The sequence below is a fragment of the Streptomyces sp. NPDC006655 genome (assembly GCF_040703965.1).
Taxonomy (GTDB): domain Bacteria; phylum Actinomycetota; class Actinomycetes; order Streptomycetales; family Streptomycetaceae; genus Streptomyces.
Window position 1 is genome coordinate 1 of the sequence record NZ_JBEYJU010000053.1, and the last position, 17179, is coordinate 17179.

Annotated in this window: 15 protein-coding genes; 8 read left to right on the forward strand and 7 right to left on the reverse strand. The window is 71.3% G+C overall.

Going from position 1 to position 17179, the window contains the following annotated elements; all coding sequences use genetic code 11:
- Window positions 1–88: 88 nt before the first annotated feature.
- Window positions 89–1255, reverse strand: coding sequence for a cation diffusion facilitator family transporter (locus AB0958_RS27295; RefSeq protein WP_366893104.1), 1167 nt, complete (start codon window positions 1253–1255; stop codon window positions 89–91).
- A 63-nt stretch (window positions 1256–1318) separates the two neighbouring features.
- On the opposite strand from AB0958_RS27295, the gene AB0958_RS27300 reads away from it, so the two are divergent.
- Window positions 1319–1696: a metalloregulator ArsR/SmtB family transcription factor gene (locus tag AB0958_RS27300; RefSeq protein ID WP_366893105.1), complete on the forward strand. Its 378-nt coding sequence runs from the start codon at window positions 1319–1321 to the stop codon at window positions 1694–1696.
- Here the strand turns inward: AB0958_RS27300 and AB0958_RS27305 are convergent.
- The 3 genes from AB0958_RS27305 to AB0958_RS27315 all read right to left on the reverse strand — a co-directional run bounded on the left by AB0958_RS27305 (window position 1690) and on the right by AB0958_RS27315 (window position 5240).
- The gene (locus AB0958_RS27305; protein ID WP_366893106.1) at window positions 1690–2898 is read right to left on the reverse strand and encodes a 4-hydroxybenzoate 3-monooxygenase; all 1209 of its coding nucleotides are present in this window, start codon (window positions 2896–2898) and stop codon (window positions 1690–1692) included. The genes AB0958_RS27300 and AB0958_RS27305 overlap by 7 nt on opposite strands.
- A 73-nt stretch (window positions 2899–2971) precedes the next feature.
- Window positions 2972–4609 (reverse strand): APC family permease, encoded by a 1638-nt coding sequence (locus AB0958_RS27310; protein ID WP_366893107.1) that lies wholly within the window; start codon window positions 4607–4609, stop codon window positions 2972–2974.
- Window positions 4610–4826: 217 nt separating this feature from the next.
- Window positions 4827–5240, reverse strand: a complete 414-nt coding sequence (locus AB0958_RS27315; RefSeq protein WP_366893108.1) for a CoA-binding protein — start codon at window positions 5238–5240, stop codon at window positions 4827–4829.
- 184 nt (window positions 5241–5424) lie between these two features.
- On the opposite strand from AB0958_RS27315, the gene AB0958_RS27320 reads away from it, so the two are divergent.
- From AB0958_RS27320 to AB0958_RS27330, 3 genes are all read left to right on the forward strand, one after another.
- A complete protein-coding gene (locus AB0958_RS27320; RefSeq protein ID WP_366893109.1) occupies window positions 5425–6156 on the forward strand; it encodes a hypothetical protein in 732 nt (243 codons plus the stop codon).
- Complete coding sequence (locus AB0958_RS27325; RefSeq protein WP_366893110.1) at window positions 6153–6695, forward strand: histidine phosphatase family protein; 543 nt, start codon at window positions 6153–6155, stop codon at window positions 6693–6695. Before AB0958_RS27320 ends, AB0958_RS27325 begins: the two co-directional genes overlap by 4 nt.
- An 87-nt stretch (window positions 6696–6782) precedes the next feature.
- Complete coding sequence (locus AB0958_RS27330) at window positions 6783–7409, forward strand: YigZ family protein (RefSeq protein ID WP_366893112.1); 627 nt, start codon at window positions 6783–6785, stop codon at window positions 7407–7409.
- A 10-nt stretch (window positions 7410–7419) separates the two neighbouring features.
- On the opposite strand, the gene AB0958_RS27335 is transcribed toward AB0958_RS27330, so the two are convergent.
- Window positions 7420–8823, reverse strand: a complete 1404-nt coding sequence (locus AB0958_RS27335; RefSeq protein ID WP_366893113.1) for an amino acid permease — start codon at window positions 8821–8823, stop codon at window positions 7420–7422.
- A gap of 150 nt (window positions 8824–8973) precedes the next feature.
- On the opposite strand from AB0958_RS27335, the gene AB0958_RS27340 reads away from it, so the two are divergent.
- Together AB0958_RS27340 and AB0958_RS27345 are read left to right on the forward strand one after the other, a co-directional pair.
- Window positions 8974–9666: an FCD domain-containing protein gene (locus AB0958_RS27340; RefSeq protein ID WP_366893114.1), complete on the forward strand. Its 693-nt coding sequence runs from the start codon at window positions 8974–8976 to the stop codon at window positions 9664–9666.
- Between the two features lie 62 nt (window positions 9667–9728).
- A complete protein-coding gene (locus tag AB0958_RS27345; RefSeq protein WP_366893115.1) occupies window positions 9729–11201 on the forward strand; it encodes an APC family permease in 1473 nt (490 codons plus the stop codon).
- Between the two features lie 31 nt (window positions 11202–11232).
- On the opposite strand, the gene AB0958_RS27350 is transcribed toward AB0958_RS27345, so the two are convergent.
- Complete coding sequence (locus tag AB0958_RS27350) at window positions 11233–11460, reverse strand: DUF5133 domain-containing protein (RefSeq protein WP_366893116.1); 228 nt, start codon at window positions 11458–11460, stop codon at window positions 11233–11235.
- 136 nt (window positions 11461–11596) lie between these two features.
- Window positions 11597–12052, reverse strand: a complete 456-nt coding sequence (locus AB0958_RS27355; protein WP_366893117.1) for an ATP-binding protein — start codon at window positions 12050–12052, stop codon at window positions 11597–11599.
- Between the two features lie 202 nt (window positions 12053–12254).
- Here AB0958_RS27355 and AB0958_RS27360 point away from each other — a divergent pair, with 202 nt between their 5' ends.
- Window positions 12255–12620 (forward strand): STAS domain-containing protein, encoded by a 366-nt coding sequence (locus AB0958_RS27360; protein ID WP_366893118.1) that lies wholly within the window; start codon window positions 12255–12257, stop codon window positions 12618–12620.
- 270 nt (window positions 12621–12890) lie between these two features.
- A complete protein-coding gene (locus AB0958_RS27365) occupies window positions 12891–17174 on the forward strand; it encodes a HAMP domain-containing protein (RefSeq protein ID WP_366893119.1) in 4284 nt (1427 codons plus the stop codon).
- Window positions 17175–17179: the final 5 nt, after the last annotated feature.

Genomic DNA, 17179 nt, shown 5'->3' on the forward strand with positions numbered 1-17179 from the left:
TGGCTCCGCCACATGACCCGCCACCCCGCACGCCGATCGCACGCACCGAACGCCGCTCCTTCTTCCACGGAGATCCATCAGAAGGGCCCTAGGGCGACACCGCGTGGTGGGCCAGGGCCAGGTGCGGGTCGGCCTCGCCGGGGCCCGGAGCCGGATCCGCGTGCACCAGGGCCGCCGTCAGCCTGGGGACGGCGTGCAGCAACGCATGCTCCGCCTCGACGGCGATCACGTGCGCCTGCCGTACGGTCGCGTCGCCGTCGACCACCACCGCGACCTCGGCGCGCAGCCGGTGTCCGAGCCACCGCAGCCGCAGCTCACCCACCGCACGCACCCCCGGCACCTCGCGCACCGCTCGCTCGGCCCGGTCCACCAACTCCGGGTCCACGGCGTCCATGACCCGCCGGAACACCTCGCGCGCCGCGTCCCGCAGCACCAGCGCGATCGCGGCGGTGATCGCCAAGCCGACGAGCGGGTCCGCGAGGTGCCAGCCCAGCGCCGAACCGGCGGCGCCCAGCAGCACGGCCAGCGAGGTGAAACCGTCGGTACGCGCGTGCAGCCCGTCGGCGACCAGCGCGGCCGAGCCGATGTCCCGGCCCACCCGGATCCGGTACCGGGCCACCCATTCGTTCCCGGCGCATCCCACCAGCGCGGCCACCGCGACGGCCGGCAGATGTGCGACGGGGCGCGGGTCCAGCAGTCGTTCAGCCGCCGTCCAGGCGGCGAAGGCGGCCGACGCGGCGACCGTCAGCACGATCGCGAGGCCCGCGAGATCCTCCGCCCGCCCGTAGCCGTAGGTGAAACGGCGGTTCGCCGTGCGCCGCCCGAGCACGAAGGCGATCCCCAGCGGTACGGCGGTCAGCGCGTCGGCCGCGTTGTGCACGGTGTCCCCGAGCAGGGCGACCGAGCCGGACGCGACCACGACGGCCGCCTGGACGAGCGCCGTCGCGCCGAGCACGGCCAGCGACACCCAGAGCGCCCGCATGCCCCGCGCCGAGGACTCCAGTGCCGGGTCGAGCTTGTCGGCCGTCTCGTGGGAGTGGGGGGTGAGCAGGTGCCCGAGACGGTGCCGCAGGCCACGGGGGGAGGAGTGGGAGTGACCGTGCCCCGCCTCACGGCCGCCGTCACCGTCACGGTCATGGCCATGGCCGTGGGCGTGGTCGTGCGGGTGCCGGTCGCCCGACGATGCGTGCCTGTGCGTATGCGTTGTCGCGTGCTCGTGCTCGTGCGCGTGTTCGTGTTCGTGCCGGTCGCTCATGCGGCTCCCCTCTCCGGTGGGCGGGGCGTGGACAGACCGTGCCCTCGGCGCCATTATGTGCGTATGAGCGCACGCACGCACCTATCACCTGCGCATCATGCGCATCCGCGCAGCCCCGGCGAGGAGCAGTTCGCGCTCGCCGCCGAACTCCTCGCCCTGCTCGGCGACCGCACCCGGCTCACCCTGCTGCACGCGCTGACCACGGGCGAGGCGGACGTCACCACGCTCACCGAGGTGTGCGGCGCCGCCCGGCCCGCCGTCAGCCAGCATCTGGCCCGGCTGCGGCTCGCCGGTCTGGTGGGTACGCGCAAGGAGGGACGGCGGGTGGTGTACTCGCTGCGCCACGGTCATCTGCGCCGGCTGGTGGACGAGGCGCTGAAGGTGGCCGACCACCGGCTCACCGAGACCACCGCCGAGGACCGCCCGGGAGGGGCTCAGTAGGCGGTGGCCGAACCGAGGTACTGCTCCGCGAAGGACGTCGCCGCCGTGCGTGAGGTGAACAGCCGCCGCAGCCGGGCCAGCGTGGTCCCGGCCACGAAGGGGTCGCCTGAGGCGGTGCCGTGGTAGATGCCGGACAGGAACCCGGAGAACTCCTGGTAGTCCCAGACCCGGCGCAGGCAGGCGTGGGAGTAGCCGTCCAGGCCGGTGTCGTCGCCTTTCACGACGTGCGCGACGAGCGCGTCGGCCAGCAGGAAGGCGTCGTGCAGGGCGAGGTTCAAGCCCTTGGCCGCGATCGGCGCGGTCAGGTGCCCGGCGTCGCCCGCCAGGAGGAGCCGGCCGAAGACCAGGGGCTCGACCACGTAGTCGTGCATGTCCAGCACGCGCTTCTCGAGCAGCCGCCCCTCGTTGAGCGGCGGCGCCCCGGCCGCGCCGAGCCGTTGGCGCAGTTCGTCCCAGACCCGGTCGTGGGACCAGTTCTCCGGGTCGTCGCCCGGTGGGCACTGGAGGTAGTAGCGGGTCATCTCGGGACTGCGGGCCATGTGTCCGGCGAAACCGTTCGGGTGGACGCCGAACACCACACAGTCCGAGGACGGCGGCGCCTCGGCGAGCAGCGCCAGCCACCCGACGCCGTAGTCCCGGCGCGAGATCCGCACCCGTCCGTCGGGGATCGCCTCCCGGCTCACCCCGCGCGCGCCGTCACAGCCGGCGACGAACTCGCAGCGCAGCACGTGCCGTTGCCCGGTGGTCGGGTCGGTGTACGAGACGGCGGGCCGGTCCGTCTCCAGATCGTGCAGCCGGACGTCCCGCACCCCGAACCTGACGTCCCCGCCGCGCACGTCGGCGTACTCCCGCACCAGGTCGGTCACCAGCAACGGCTGCGGATAGACGTAGTGGTGATGACCTGTCAGCTCGGCGTAGTCGAAGCGGAACCGCTCGTCGGCGAAGCGGAACTCGCACACGTCGTGGACCTGCGCGCGGGCCGACAGGGCATCGGCCAGACCGTGCTCCCGCAGGCCGCGCACCACCTGCTCCTCGATGACCCCGGCCCGTGGCCGGGTCTCGACGAACTGCCTGCTCTCGGTCTCCAGGACCACACAGTCGACGGCGGCGGCCCGCAGGATGTTCCCGACGGCCAGCCCGGCGGGCCCGGCGCCCACGACGACGACCGTACGGCGTTCCTCTGACGGGGAGTTCGGATTCACCCCCGCATTATGACGGTGTCCCGTCAGCCACGGCAGTGCCACCGCGGCTGACGGGACGCAGGGGTGTGGCGGGTCAGTGCGCCGGGGCGTCGGTGACCACGACCTCGTCGATGCTGCGCTCGATGTCCTCCGTCGTGGAGGCGGTCGCCTTGGCCCAGTAGTAGATGACGACCGAGAAGGCGGCGATGACCAGGATGTCCCACCACAGGGCGATGTGTCCCTGGCCGCCGAAACCGCCCTGCCAGGAGATCAGGCCCATGCCGACCAGGTAGACGGGCAGCCACTGGGCGGCCTTGAAGTCCAGCCTGGGCGCGTCCGGCAGGTTCTTGTTGACCGCGTAGAGCGCGTAGCCGCCGAGCAGCAGGTAGCCGAGGACGATCGCGATGCCGAGCCGCCACAGGGTGCCCCAGCCGGACCAGTAGATGATCAGGTTGGCGACCACGAACGACACCGGGGAGATCACCTTCCCGAAGGGCAGCCGGTACGGGCGCTCCAGGTGCGGCAGCTTGTCGGTGAAGACGCCGTACGCCAGCGGCGCACCGGCGTACATGAGCACGCTCGCGGAGGTGATGAAGCCGACCAGCTGCTGCCAGCTGGGGAACGGCAGGAAGCAGATCACACCGGTCACGAAGGACATGATCAGACCGAACCACGGGACGCCCCGGGCGTCGGTCCGGGAGAAGAGCTTCGGCGCGTAGCCGTTCTTCGCCAGGCCGTAGGAGACGCGGGAGGTGGCGGTGGTGTAGATCAGGCCGGTGCCACCGGGGGAGATGATCGCGTCGAGGTAGAGGACCCACGCCAGCCAGCCGAGGCCCACCAGGCTGGCGAGTCCGGCCCACGGGCCGCTGATGCCCTTGTAGGCCAGGTTGGCCCAGCCGTGCGCGAAGCTGCTGTGCGGCAGCGCGGCGATGAACACGACCTGGAGCAGGACGTAGATGACGGCGCCGATCGCGACCGAGCCGAGCGTGGCGCGCGGCAGGTCCTTCTTCGGGTTGCGGCTCTCGCCGGCCAGCTGGATGGCCTGCTCGAAGCCCAGCAGCGCGAAGATGATGCCGCTGGTGCTGATCGCGGCGAGGACACCCTTGGCGCCGAACGGGGCGAAGCCCTCGGAGTGGAAGTTGGACGGGTGGAAGTTGCCGACCGCGATGATGAAGATCGCGAGCAGCGGCACGGCGATCTTCCACCAGGTCGCGGCGCTGTTGGTGTGCGCGAGCACCCGCACGCCGAGGAAGTTGACTCCCACGAACAGGGCCATCAGCACGATCGCCACCAGCAGACCGGTGTGGGTCAGGGTGCCGTTGGCGTGCTGCAGATGCTGTGCCCACTTCCAGTGACCGGCGTAACCGATCATGGCTTCGACCTCGATCGGGGCCACGGTCGCGGCCTGCAGCCAGGAGAACCAGCCGAAGGACATGCCGGCCAGCCCGCCGAAGGCGTAGTGCGGGTAGCGGGCGGTACCGCCGGCCACCGGGAACATGCCGCCGAGTTCGGCGTGCACCAGGGCCAGCAGTACGATCGCGATGGCGCCGATCACCCACGAGATGATCGCCGCGGGGCCTGCCTCCACGACGGCCTTCTGGGCGCCGTAGAGCCAGCCGGATCCGATGATCGAGCCCACCGAGGCCCACATCAGGCCGATCAGGCCGACGTCCCGCCTCAGCCCGCCCGAAGGCCGGGTGTCCTCCGTCGCGGGTTTCTCGACACTCACCATGTCAAGTGGCCTCTCAGTTTCTGAACGCAGATTTAACGAGCAAGAGGGCACAACTTAAGGGCGAGTTCCGGAACGACAGAAGAGCCTTGTCGAAGATTTGACCCTCGATCTTGCCTGTCTTGGCCAAAGCTTTTGCGCAGGTGAGCGAGGGTCACGGAATGTCCGTATTCAGCTCCGGATTGTGAGAAGAGGGTAAGACAGAAAGCTCAGATCAAGCTCAAATCCCGCTCAGCCGCGGAATTTCGATGGCCGGGCAGCGGTCCATGACCATGTCCAGCCCGGCGCCCCGCACCCGCCCGTACGCGGCCTCGTCCACCACCCCGAGCTGGAACCACACCGCCTTCGCCCCCTTGGCCACCGCCTCGTCGGCCACCGCCCCGGCCTGCCCGCTGTTGACGAAGACGTCCACGACGTCGACGTCGAAGGGGATGTCCGCGAGCGACGCGTAGCCCCGCTCGCCGTGCACCGTCTCCGCCTTCGGGTGGACCGGCACGATCCGCTTGCCGAACCGCTGCAGCACCTGCGCCACCCCGTACGCCGCCCGCCCCCGGTTGGACGACAGGCCGACCACCGCCCAGGTGTCACCCGTACCGGTCAGGATCCTGCGGACCGTCTCTGCGTCGCCGTACACCGGCTGCCTCCTCTGCTCGGGGAACGTCTGCCGTGGCCAACCCCCTCCGCCTGACCCTGATTCCCCGGCGCGGGGCGGTCCCCGTGGCACGGGCGGGCGTCGCATGTCCCGTATGTCCCGCCACGGTGACCGGAATCGTCGCAAGGTGCCTGCGTGGGGCCCTCCGCACGCCTACGCTCAGCCCGTGCTGCGCATTCTCGACGCCAAGACCGGTGAGACCGTCCCCGCCGCCCCCGCCCGACGTGCCCTGACCCGGGTGGAGGCACATGTCTCCGGGCGCGACCTGACCGGGCTGCGGGTCCTGCTCACCACCGACCTCCTGCTGCGCGCCCTGGAACTCGGCGGCACCCCGGTCCTGCCGCTGCTCACCGCCGACCGCCACCAGGCCGAACTGCACGCCGCCGCCACCGCCCTCGGCATCCGCCCCTTCGAGGACGGCCGCGACCTCGCCTCCGGACTCGGCGAGGCACAGGTCGTCCACGTGACGGCGCGGGACGCGCCCGTGCCCGGCACCGGGGTGACCGTGGCGGTCGCCCCCGCCGGCGGACCGGACGCGGACGTCCTGAACGGGCTCGCCGACCCCGCCGCCCTCCGGCTCGCCCTCCTCGACGCCCCGCGCCGCACGGCCCTCCACCTCGCCGCCGGCGCCCTCGACGAGGCCGGACGGCGGCTCGGGCGGGTGCGGCAGTCGGTCGCCGGATGGGCGCGCAGCCCCTCCCGGCCGGTGCCCGAGAAGGTGCGGGGGCGGCTGCGGGACGCCTGGGATGACGATCTCGACGTGCCCGGCGTCCTCGGTGTGCTGCGTTGGATGGAGAGCCAGCCCGAGATCCCGGACGGCGCCCGCTTCGAGACCTGTGCCTACGCCGACCGGCTGCTCGCCCTCGACCTCACCCGCGACCTCGGGAGGCCGGCGTGACCGCCCGGCCGGGCGCGGGACCGCTGCGCCGTCTGGTCGTCCTGCGGCACGCCAAGTCGTCCTGGCCCGAGGGCGTCCCCGACGAGCTGCGCCCGCTCGCGGCGCGCGGCCGCCGTGACGCGCCCGCGGCCGGCCGGGCCCTCGCCGCGTCCGACTGCCTGCCCGACCTCGCGATCTGCTCGACCGCGGTGCGTGCCCGGCAGACCTGGGACCTGGCGGCCGGGCAGTGGGGCACACCGCCGCCGGTCCGCTACGACAGCCGGGTCTACGCGGCCGACGTGCCCGAGCTGCTGGAGGTCGTGCGCGAGGTGCCGGCCGAGGTGGAGACGCTGCTGCTGGTCGGGCACAACCCGGGGCTGGAGGACCTGGTCCTGGAACTGGCGGGGGGCGGCCTGGACGACGCCCTGGACCAGGTCCGCGCGAAGTTCCCGACGTCGGCGCTCGCGGTCCTCGCCTGGCACGGGACGACGTGGACGGAACTGGTCCCGGGAGCCGCGCTGCTGACGGAGGTGACGGTGGCCCGGGGGAGAAAGGCCTGACCCGGTGCGCGAAGCCCTGACCGCGGTCCACCGGCCGGGGCGGCCCGGGTGGGCCGGGTGCGCCGGGTGGCCGCATAGGCTGGGCGGATGCAGGACGAGTACCGCACAGTCGCCCGCGCGGGCGTGCACGAGACCGAGGTCAACCGTTCCCGTTTCCTGTGCGCTCTCGCCCCGGCGGCCGACGAGCAGGAGGCCCAGGACTTCGTCGCGGCGATCCGCAAGGAGCACGCCGACGCCACCCACAACTGCTGGGCGTACGTCATCGGCGCCGACGCCTCCGTCCAGAAGGCCAGTGACGACGGCGAACCGGGCGGCACCGCCGGGGTTCCCATGCTCCAGATGCTGCTGCGCCGTGAGATGCGCTACGTCGTCGCCGTCGTCACCCGGTACTACGGCGGCGTCAAGCTCGGCGCGGGCGGCCTCATCCGTGCCTACGGCGGTGCGGTCGGCGAGGCCCTCGACGAACTCGGCACGCTCACCCGCCGCCGCTTCCGGCTGGCCACGGTGACCGTCGACCACCAGCGCGCCGGCAAGGTCCAGAACGACCTGCGGGCCACCGGCCGCGAGGTCCGCGACGTGCGCTACGGCGAGGCGGTCACCATCGAGATCGGCCTCCCCGACGCCGACGTGGACACCTTCCGCGGCTGGCTCGCCGACGCCACGGCGGGCACGGCGAGCCTGGAGCTCGGCGGGGAGGCCTACGGCGACGCCTGACGGCGCCCGGTCACCGTGTCCGGCCGGTGACGCGCTGGCGGACCAGGGCGAAGACGACGACGCCCACCGCCACCAGGGTGGACAGGACGACCTGGTCGCGGCCACCGCCCGCGCTGGAGTCGGTGAGCATGTAGCCCAGCACGAAGAGGATCAGGGCGATGGTGGCCCACGTCAGGTACGGGTAGAGCCACATCCGCACGACGAGCTTCTCCGGCTCCTCGGCCTGGATGATCTTCCGCAGGCGCAGCTGGGAGAAGCAGATGACCAGCCAGACGAACAGGGCGATCGCACCGGAGGAGTTCAGCAGGAACTGGAAGACGGTGTCCGGCCAGAGGTAGTTGAAGGCGACGGCGACGAAGCCGAAGACCACCGAGGCCAGGATGGCGCTGCGCGGGACCCCGCGGTCCGTGGTGCGCGCGAAGGACGCCGGGGCGTCGTTGCGGCCGCCGAGCGAGAACGCCATCCGGGAGGCCGTGTACAGACCGGAGTTGAGACAGGACAGCACCGAGGTCAGCACGATCGCGTTCATGATCTGCGCGGCGTGCGGGATGCCGATCGAGCTGAGCGCGGCGACGTACGAGCCGTCCTTGAGGATCGCCGGGTCGTCCCAGCGCAGCAGCGACACCACGATCAGGATCGAACCGAGGTAGAAGACGGCGATACGCCAGATGACGCTGTTGGTGGCCTTGGCGACCGCCCCGCGCGGGTCGGCCGACTCGCCCGCCGCGAGGGTGACGATCTCACTGCCCATGAACGAGAAGACCACCATCAGGACACCGGTGAGGATCGCGCCGGGGCCGTGCGGCAGGAAGCCGCCGTGCGCGGTCAGGTTCGAGAACCCCGAGGCCGGGTGGTCGGAGCCGGGAAGCAGGCCGAACAGGGCCAGACCGCCGACGACGATGAACGCGGCGATGGCAACGACCTTGATGCCCGCGAACCAGAACTCGAACTCGCCGTACGAGCTGACCGAGGCGAGGTTGCTGGCCGTCAGCACGAGCATCACGATCAGCGCCCAGCCCCACTGCGGGACCGCCGGGATCCACCCGGCCAGGATCTTCGCCCCGGCGGTCGCCTCGACGGCGAGCACGACGACCCAGAAGAACCAGTACAGCCAGCCGATGGTGAAACCGGCCCAGCGCCCGAGGGCCCGGTCGGCGTAGGCGGAGAACGAGCCGGAGGTGGGGTTGGCGGCGGCCATCTCGCCCAGCATGCGCATCACCAGCACGACGAGGACGCCGACCAGCGCGTACGAGACGAGGATGCCGGGGCCGGCGGCGGCGATGCCGGACCCCGAGCCGACGAACAGGCCGGCGCCGATCACGCCGCCGATGGCGATCATCGACAGGTGGCGGTTCTTGAGCCCGGCCTTCAGACCGGGCTCGGTGGGCGGACTTGCGGGGAGGGTTGTGGTCATCTCGACATCCATGGGGGAGTGCGGACCAGAGCGGTCACGAAAATTAGTTCACGACGATCTAAAAAAACAGTCTTGTTTAAATGTTCACCTTGCTCTATTTTTCGCTTCAGCGTCGGGCTGCGTCCGCAGGGTCGCCGTTAGGGTGGCGTCGTGGTGAATACAGGGGGCAAGTTCGGCCCCTACAGCGGGCCGGGCCCCGTACGGCCCGGAGCGGAGCTGGTCCGTTCGCGGATCGCCCTGCGAGTACGCCTCAAGTCCGAGGCGCCGGGGGACCGGCTGCCGGACGCCGGAGTCCTCGCCGAGGAGCTCGGCATCGGTGAGATCACCGTGCGCCGCGCCCTGGAGGGCATGTGCCAGGACGGCCTCCTGGACCGTCGCAGGGGCAGGTCCGGAGGGACCTTCGTGGCGCGGGAGTGGGACTCCGTCGCCGCCGTACTGCACGATCCCGCGGAGGGGGCCGCACTGGACGCCTTCCACCTGCTCCTGGAGTGCGGCCTGGTCTCCCACGCGGCCGGCGACATACCGGACGGCGGCCTGGACGGGCTGCGCGCCCTCGTCGAGGAGATGGACCGCGCCGACGCGCCGGACCGGCTGCCCGAACTGGAGGCCCGCTTCCACCTCGAACTGGCGCAGACGCTCGGCGGACCCGGGATCCGTGAGTTCGCCGCCGACCTGCTCGGCCGGCAGTGCCTCCTGCTGCCCGCCCCGGAACCCGAGGTGGTACGGGCACGCAACCGCCATCACGCCGACCTCCTGAAGGAACTGGCCCGCGGCGACATGGCCCTCGCGGTGGCCGCGGTCAAAGCACACCCGCACGCCGTGCCACGCTCCGGGCCCGCCTGACCCCCGCCGCCCCCGCTCAGTCCCGCAACCGCTCGAAGACCGTCCCCGAAGGAGCTGGCGTCATGCCCGATCCCGCATCCGCCGCCGGGTCCCCGCCGGCCTCGGGCCCACCGGGCCGCGCCACCCCGCAGCGACTGCGCGGCGGCGTCCTCGGCATGGCCGACATCGCGGCCGCCACCATGGCCAACGTGGGCCCGGCCATGAGCTTCTTCTTCGGCTTCGCCTTCCTGGCCACGACCGCGGGCGTCGCCTCGCCGCTGACCATCGTCGCCGCCGGGGTCGCCGTGGCCCTGCTCGGCAACACCCTCGCCGAGTTCTCCCGGGCCCATCCCTCGGCAGGCAGTTTCATCACCTTCGTGGGCCGGACCTTCGGGCCGGTCAGCGCCGTGACCACCGCCCTGCTGGCGGGCCTCGGCTACATCGTCGCGATGGCGTCCGTCATCGCGATCTCCGGCGGTTTCGTGCAGATCACCCTGCACCACTACACGGGCCTCGACCTCCCCTGGATCATCTGGACGCTGCTGCTGACCGGGGCGGCCGTCCTGCTCATGCTGCGCGGGATCGTGGTCTCCACGAAGTGGGCCGGCTACTTCTTCGCGGTGGAGATGCTCGTCCTCGCCGTCGTCTCCGCCGCCGCGATCGCCGGGCACCACGGCGCCCTGTCCGCCGCCCCGTTCCTGCCCGGCCACATCACCCACGGACTCAGGGGCCTGGCCGCGGGCTTCCCGATCGCGGTGTTCCTCTTCGTCGGCTGGGAGAACTCCGCGGCCCTCGCCGAGGAGACCGAGAACCCGCGCCGCAACGTCGGCCGCGCGGTGTTCTCCTCCGTCGCCATCATGACCGTCAGCTACATCCTGTTCGCCTACGCCACCGTCACCGGCTTCGGCTACGACGTGCAGCGGCTCGGCGACTCGCCCATCCCCTTCATCGACGTCGCCCAGGACACCCTGGGCGTGCTGGCCGCCCTCGCCTACGTCGGTGGCCTCACCTCCACCCTCGGGGTCCTGATCGCCGGCATCAACTCCCAGGCCCGGCTGATCTTCAACGCCGGCCGGGAGGGCCTGCTGCCGTCCTTCTTCGGCTACGTCCACCCGACCCGCCGTACGCCGAACAACGCGATCGTCACCTTCACCGTCACCGCGCTGCTGATCATCGGCGGCTGGGGTCTCGGCCACGTCCTGGGCGGCGGCCCGATGGACCCCGTGGTCTTCTTCACCGAGGCCTCCAGCCTGGGCGCCATCCTGATCCTGCTGGTCTATCTGGCCTCGAACATCGCCCTGCCGCTCTACTACCGGCGGTACCGTCCTCAGGAGTTCCGCGTCCTGCGGCACCTGGTCCTGCCCGCGGCCGGCACCCTGGCCATCCTCGTTCCCCTCTACTACCTGGCGAAGCCCGGGCAGCCGGCGCCGTACAGCTGGTTCCCGTACGTGGCCCTGGCCGCCCTGCTCGCCGCCGTCGGCTACGCCACGCTCCTGGTCCGCCGCGAACCGCACCTCGCCGAGCGCGTCGGCTCGGTCGTCGCCGACGCGGAGTGAGCGCACCCGCTGTGCGGGCCGCTCCGCCCGGTCAGGCCGTGAGCAGGGAGTCGTCCTCCGTGCGTGCGCCGGGAAGCCGGTGCCGGGCGGCGATGAGAGCGGCGTCGATGTCCTTGGTACCGGTAGCCACGCAGAGCGTGTAGGCGATGTCCGCCATCCGGGAGCGCACATCCTCGGACCCGTCGTCCGCGTTCAGGACCCGCAGCGTCTCGTACTGCTCGACCAGGTTCATCAGCACGGCGGGGTGGGCCATGAGCATCGCAAGCCTCCTGCGTCATCACGCTTCACATGGGTCGTACAGCGCCCCGTGTGCCCCGGCTTCCGCCGCTCATTCCCCTCGCCCGGGCCGGTGTCCCCGGCGCGGCGAAGAGCGGCCTTGTCGCGGTGGGCGACCGTCAACCGTCCCCGTCGGCACCGGAGGGGCCGAGTCCCGGCAGCACGTCGTCGAAGAGTGCGAGCCGGGCGGTGACGCGTTTGCCCACGGGCTCCCGGTGCGCCTCGAAGCCCTGCACCACCGCCAGCACGATCTCCAGACCGTGCTGGCCGACCCGTCCGGCGTCCGCCGCCCTGGCCAGCGGAAGCGTCGGATCGCTGTCCCACACCTCGATCTCCACCGCGCCCCCGGCGATGCGCAGCCGCAGCAGCACCGGCCCCGGCGCGTACTTGAGCGCGTTGGTGACCAGCTCGCTGACCACCAGTTGCGCCAGGTCCATGGTCCGGGCCGTCACCGGCAGTCCGTGCGCGGACTGGGCCCGCGTCAGGAACTCCGACGTCCGGTGGCGGGCGCCGGCGATACAGCCGTCCGCCCCGTCCAGTGCGAAAGTGACATCGTCAGGTGCGGCTTCCGGCATCCGGGAACACTCCTCGGGCGGGACAGGCTCCCTGCCGACGATCTGCAATACCCCGTTCATGGGCGCGCGTTTACCCGGTGATGGCCTGCACTACTCCCGGCCGGCGACAAAAACAGGACCGTCTCGTGCATCACGTTCCGCTTCCCGGGGCAGCGTTGGCTACGGAGAAGCCCAGCCCGGACCGAGAATGCGCAGGTCGCAGGTGACAGACAACGAGGAAGCAAAGAGCCGGGGACGGCTGGCCGTGACCCGTGCCGACGCCGACGGCATCACCGTTCTCATCCTCCGTGGGGAGGTCGACTACGAGAGCGCGGGCGCCCTGGCCCGGGCCACACCGCCGGCCGACCCCACGGCCGCGGCGCGGATAGTCGTCGATCTGAGCGGGGTCACGTTCATGGACTCCAGCGGCATCAACGCCTTGGTCGCCGCCTATCAGACCGCCCGGGCCGCCCAGGGGTGGCTGCGCATCGCGGGGGCCCGGGGTCCTGCGTTGCGCATCGTGCAGATGGTGGGGCTGGACGCCCTCGTGACCTGCCACCCGACCGTCGAGGACGCCATCGCGGCGTGACGGCCCGCCGGTTCGCAAACTGCTTCGAGTACCCCGATCCGACGCCCTCATTCCGCCCGCACCACCCCTGATTTTCGGCCGATCGGGAAGGCCGTTTTCCAGGGCTCGCGGGCTTTGGCCGCGGGCAGTTCCGTGCGTTAATCTGCGACCGATTTCCCATCGGTCGGAGCCGTCGAACACGGAATTCCCGCTGGTGGGTGGGGCTCGCGGCCCTGGTGTGGTTCCGAGTCCTCGGGGTGGGGACTCCTGGGGAGTGGAACGAGGGTGTGCATGAGCGGCACGAAGGTGGGCGCCCAGGTGCAGGGGCCGGGTGAGCAGGAGCTCCGGCAACTGCTGGCCGGGCTGACGGCCGTGCGCGACGGGGACTTCGGCACCCGGCTGCCTGCCGACGGACCGGGGCTGCTCGGCGACATCGCCACGGTCTTCAACGGCATGGTCGACCAGTTGTCCCTTTTCACGTCGGAAGTGACCCGCGTGGCCCGCGAGGTGGGCACCGAGGGCACCCTGGGCGGTCAGGCGGAGGTGCCCGGTGTCTCCGGCACCTGGGCCGACCTCACCGACTCGGTGAACGCCATGGCGGGCAACCTGACCACGCAGGTCCGCGACATCGCGCAGGTGGCGACCGCGGTGGCCAAGGGAGATCTGTCACAGAAGATCGACGTGCCCGCGCGCGGGGAGATCCTGCAGCTGAAGGAGACCGTCAACACGATGGTCGACCAGCTGTCCGCGTTCGCCGACGAGGTCACCCGTGTCGCCCGCGAGGTCGGCAGCGAGGGCCGGCTCGGCGGTCAGGCGCAGGTGCCCGGCGTCGGCGGTGTCTGGCGGGACCTGACCGATTCGGTCAACTTCATGGCCGGAAACCTCACCTCCCAGGTCCGCAACATCGCCCAGGTGACGACCGCCGTGGCGCAGGGCGACCTGTCGCAGAAGATCACGGTGGACGCCCGCGGCGAGATCCTGGAGCTGAAGAACACCATCAACACGATGGTCGACCAGCTGTCCGCGTTCGCCGACGAGGTCACCCGTGTCGCCCGCGAGGTCGGCACCGAAGGGCGCCTCGGCGGACAGGCGGACGTCAAGGGCGTCAAGGGCACCTGGCGCGATCTGACGGACTCCGTGAACTTCATGGGAGGCAACCTCACGGGGCAGGTCCGCTCCATCGCCCAGGTCGCCACCGCGGTGGCCCAGGGCGACCTCTCCCAGAAGATCACCGTGGACGCCCGCGGCGAGATCCTCGAACTCAAGGACACCATCAACACGATGGTCGACCAGCTGTCCGCGTTCGCCGACGAGGTCACCCGCGTCGCCCGCGAGGTCGGCACCGAGGGGAACCTCGGCGGCCAGGCGATCGTGCGGGGCGTGTCGGGGACCTGGAAGGACCTCACGGACAACGTCAACGTGATGGCGTCCAACCTGACCGGGCAGGTCCGCTCCATCGCCCAGGTCGCCACGGCCGTGGCGCGCGGCGACCTCTCGCAGAAGATCACCGTGGAGGCCAAGGGCGAGGTCGCCGCCCTGGCGGACGTCATCAACACCATGGTCGACACGCTGTCCGCGTTCGCCGACGAGGTCACCCGCGTCGCCCGCGAGGTCGGCACCGAAGGGCGCCTCGGCGGCCAGGCCCACGTGCCGAACGTGGCCGGCACCTGGAAGGACCTGACGGACAACGTCAACTCCATGGCGAACAACCTCACCGGGCAGGTCCGCAACATCGCCCTGGTGACGACCGCCGTGGCCAACGGCGACCTGTCGAAGAAGATCGACGTCGACGCCCGCGGCGAGATCCTCGAACTGAAGACCACCATCAACACCATGGTCGACCAGCTGTCGTCCTTCGCCGCCGAGGTCACCCGCGTCGCCCGCGAGGTCGGCAGCGAGGGCCGGCTCGGCGGGCAGGCCGAGGTGGAGGGCGTCGAGGGCACCTGGAAGCGGCTGACGGAGAACGTCAACGAACTGGCCGGGAACCTCACCCGGCAGGTCCGCGCGATCGCCGAGGTCGCCAGCGCCGTCGCCGAGGGCGACCTGACCCGCTCGATCACGGTGGAGGCCTCCGGCGAGGTCGCCGAACTCAAGGACAACATCAACTCCATGGTGGGGTCGCTGCGCGAGACCACCCGGGCCAACCAGGAACAGGACTGGCTCAAGACCAACCTCGCCCGCATCTCCGGCCTGATGCAGGGCCACCGTGACCTGCCGGTCGTGGCCGAGCTGATCATGGACGAGCTCGCGCCCCTGGCGGCGGCCCAGTACGGCGCGTTCTACCTCGCGGAGGACACCCCACGCGGTCACGAACTGCGGCTGGTCGGGTCGTACGGCTACCCCGACGACGCGGACCGGCCCACCCGCATCCCCGTCGGACGCTCCCTCGTCGGGCAGGTCGCACGCAACCGGCGGCCCATCACCGTGGAGGACCTGCCCGAGGGCTACGTGACCATCTCCTCCGGTCTCGGACAGGCGGTGCCCAGGGCCCTGATGGTGCTGCCCATCGTGGTCGAGGAGCAGGTCCTCGGCGTCATCGAACTGGCCTCGCTGACCGGCTTCACCCAGATCCACCAGGACTTCCTGACCCAGCTGATGCCGACCATCGGCGTCAACCTCAACACCATCGTGGCCAACGCCCGCACCGACGAACTCCTGGAGGAGTCCCAGCGGCTGACCTCCGAACTCCAGGCCAGGTCGGAGGAGTTGCAGGTCCAGCAGGACGAACTGCAGCGCTCCAACGCCGAACTGGAGGAGAAGGCATCCCTGCTTGCCTCGCAGAACCGCGACATCGAGGCGAAGAACCTCCAGATCGAGCAGGCCAGGCAGGAACTGGAGACCCGCGCGCAGCAGCTGGCGCTGGCCTCCAAGTACAAGTCGGAGTTCCTGGCCAACATGAGCCACGAACTGCGCACCCCGCTCAACAGCCTGCTGATCCTGGCCCAGTTGCTGGCGCAGAACCCCTCGCGCAACCTCACCCCGAAGCAGGTCGAGTACGCGGGCATCATCCACTCGGCGGGCTCCGACCTGCTCCAGCTGATCAACGACATCCTCGACCTGTCCAAGGTGGAGGCGGGCAAGATGGACGTCGCCCCCGAACGGGTGCCGCTGCGCCAGCTCCTGGAGTACGTCGAGGTCACCTTCCGGCCGATGACCACCCAGAAGAGCCTGGAGTTCACGGTGGCCACCGCCGCGGGGACACCGGCCGACCTGCTCACCGACGACTCCCGGCTGCGGCAGATCCTGCGCAACCTGCTGTCGAACGCGGTCAAGTTCACCGAGGAGGGCGGCGTCCAGCTGCTCATCGAACCGGCCGCCGACCGGGAGGTGCCACCGGAGGTCCTGCGCGGCGGTCCTGTGGTGGCCTTCCGGGTCGTCGACACCGGCATCGGCATCCCGCACCAGCAACTGGAGACGATCTTCGGCGCGTTCCAGCAGGCCGACGGGACCACCAGCCGCAAGTACGGCGGCACCGGACTGGGCCTGTCCATCACGCGGGAGATCGCCCATCTGCTCGGCGGCGCCGTCACGGTCGACAGCACCCCCGGACAGGGCAGCACCTTCACCCTGTATCTGCCGGTCGCCCGCGCGGACTTCGAGGAGCTGCTGGAGAACGGCGGCCGGCCGGCGGAGCAGCAGCACGCCCCCGCCGGCGAGGCCGCCGCCGGGGAGGCCGCCGCGCACCACGAACTGCCGGTGGCCGCCGCGGCCGCCGGACAGCACCGCAGGCGGCGGCTGCTGGTGATCGAGGAGCGCCCGCGCGGGCTGCTCACCCTGGTCGCCGAACGGGCCGTCGGCGACCTCGCGCAGGACCCCGGAGACCCGCACGGGGCGATCGACCTCATCACCGCCGTCGGTGCCCAGGAGGCGGCGAGCACGCTGGCGGCCGAGCCCTGCCACTGCGTCGTCCTCGAGCTGGGCATGCCCGGCAAGGAGGGCGCGGACTTCCTGGAGGCCATGCGCGGCGACTCCGCGCTGGCCAGCGTGCCCGTCCTGGTGCACACCGGGCACCGGATGGAGCTGGCGCAGGAGCAGGCGCTGCGGGCCCTCGCCGGGGGGCGGCCGCTGGACTTCCTGTCCAGCCTCGACGAGCTGCGCGAGCGCATCACCCTGCACCTGTCCGCCGAACAGCCCGGGGACGTGCTGTCCCTGGTCCGTACGGAGGAGCCGCACCGGCCGGCCGCGCAGATCGACGACGCCTTCCTCGGCCGGACGGTCCTGGTGGTCGACGACGACGCGCGCAACCTCTTCGCCCTCAGCGGGGTGCTGGAACTGCACGGGTTCCAGGTCCTGCACGCCGACAACGGCCGCAAGGGCATCGAGATGCTGCTCGCCCACCCCGACGTCTGCCTGGTCCTGATGGACGTGATGATGCCGGAGATGGACGGGTACGCCGCCACCGCGGAGATCCGGGCCATGCCCCAGTACGCTGAGCTGCCCATCATCGCCGTCACCGCGAAGGCGATGCCGGGCGACCAGGAGAAGAGCCTCGCGTCCGGTGCCAACGACTACGTCACCAAACCCGTCGACACGGGCGACCTCATCGCCCGCGTCCGACGCTGGCTGCCGGAGTGAGCGGG

Bases quoted from the DNA above. Each gene is read 5' to 3' on its own strand.
- AB0958_RS27295 (WP_366893104.1), bottom strand. From the start codon at position 1,255: ATGAGCGACCGGCACGAACACGAACACGCGCACGAGCACGAGCACGCG.
- AB0958_RS27300 (WP_366893105.1), top strand. From the start codon at position 1,319: ATGAGCGCACGCACGCACCTATCACCTGCGCATCATGCGCATCCGCGC.
- AB0958_RS27310 (WP_366893107.1), bottom strand. From the start codon at position 4,609: ATGGTGAGTGTCGAGAAACCCGCGACGGAGGACACCCGGCCTTCGGGC.
- AB0958_RS27330 (WP_366893112.1), top strand. From the start codon at position 6,783: ATGCAGGACGAGTACCGCACAGTCGCCCGCGCGGGCGTGCACGAGACC.
- AB0958_RS27335 (WP_366893113.1), bottom strand. From the start codon at position 8,823: ATGACCACAACCCTCCCCGCAAGTCCGCCCACCGAGCCCGGTCTGAAG.
- AB0958_RS27345 (WP_366893115.1), top strand. From the start codon at position 9,729: ATGCCCGATCCCGCATCCGCCGCCGGGTCCCCGCCGGCCTCGGGCCCA.
- AB0958_RS27350 (WP_366893116.1), bottom strand. From the start codon at position 11,460: ATGCTCATGGCCCACCCCGCCGTGCTGATGAACCTGGTCGAGCAGTAC.
- AB0958_RS27355 (WP_366893117.1), bottom strand. From the start codon at position 12,052: ATGCCGGAAGCCGCACCTGACGATGTCACTTTCGCACTGGACGGGGCG.
- AB0958_RS27365 (WP_366893119.1), top strand. From the start codon at position 12,891: ATGAGCGGCACGAAGGTGGGCGCCCAGGTGCAGGGGCCGGGTGAGCAG.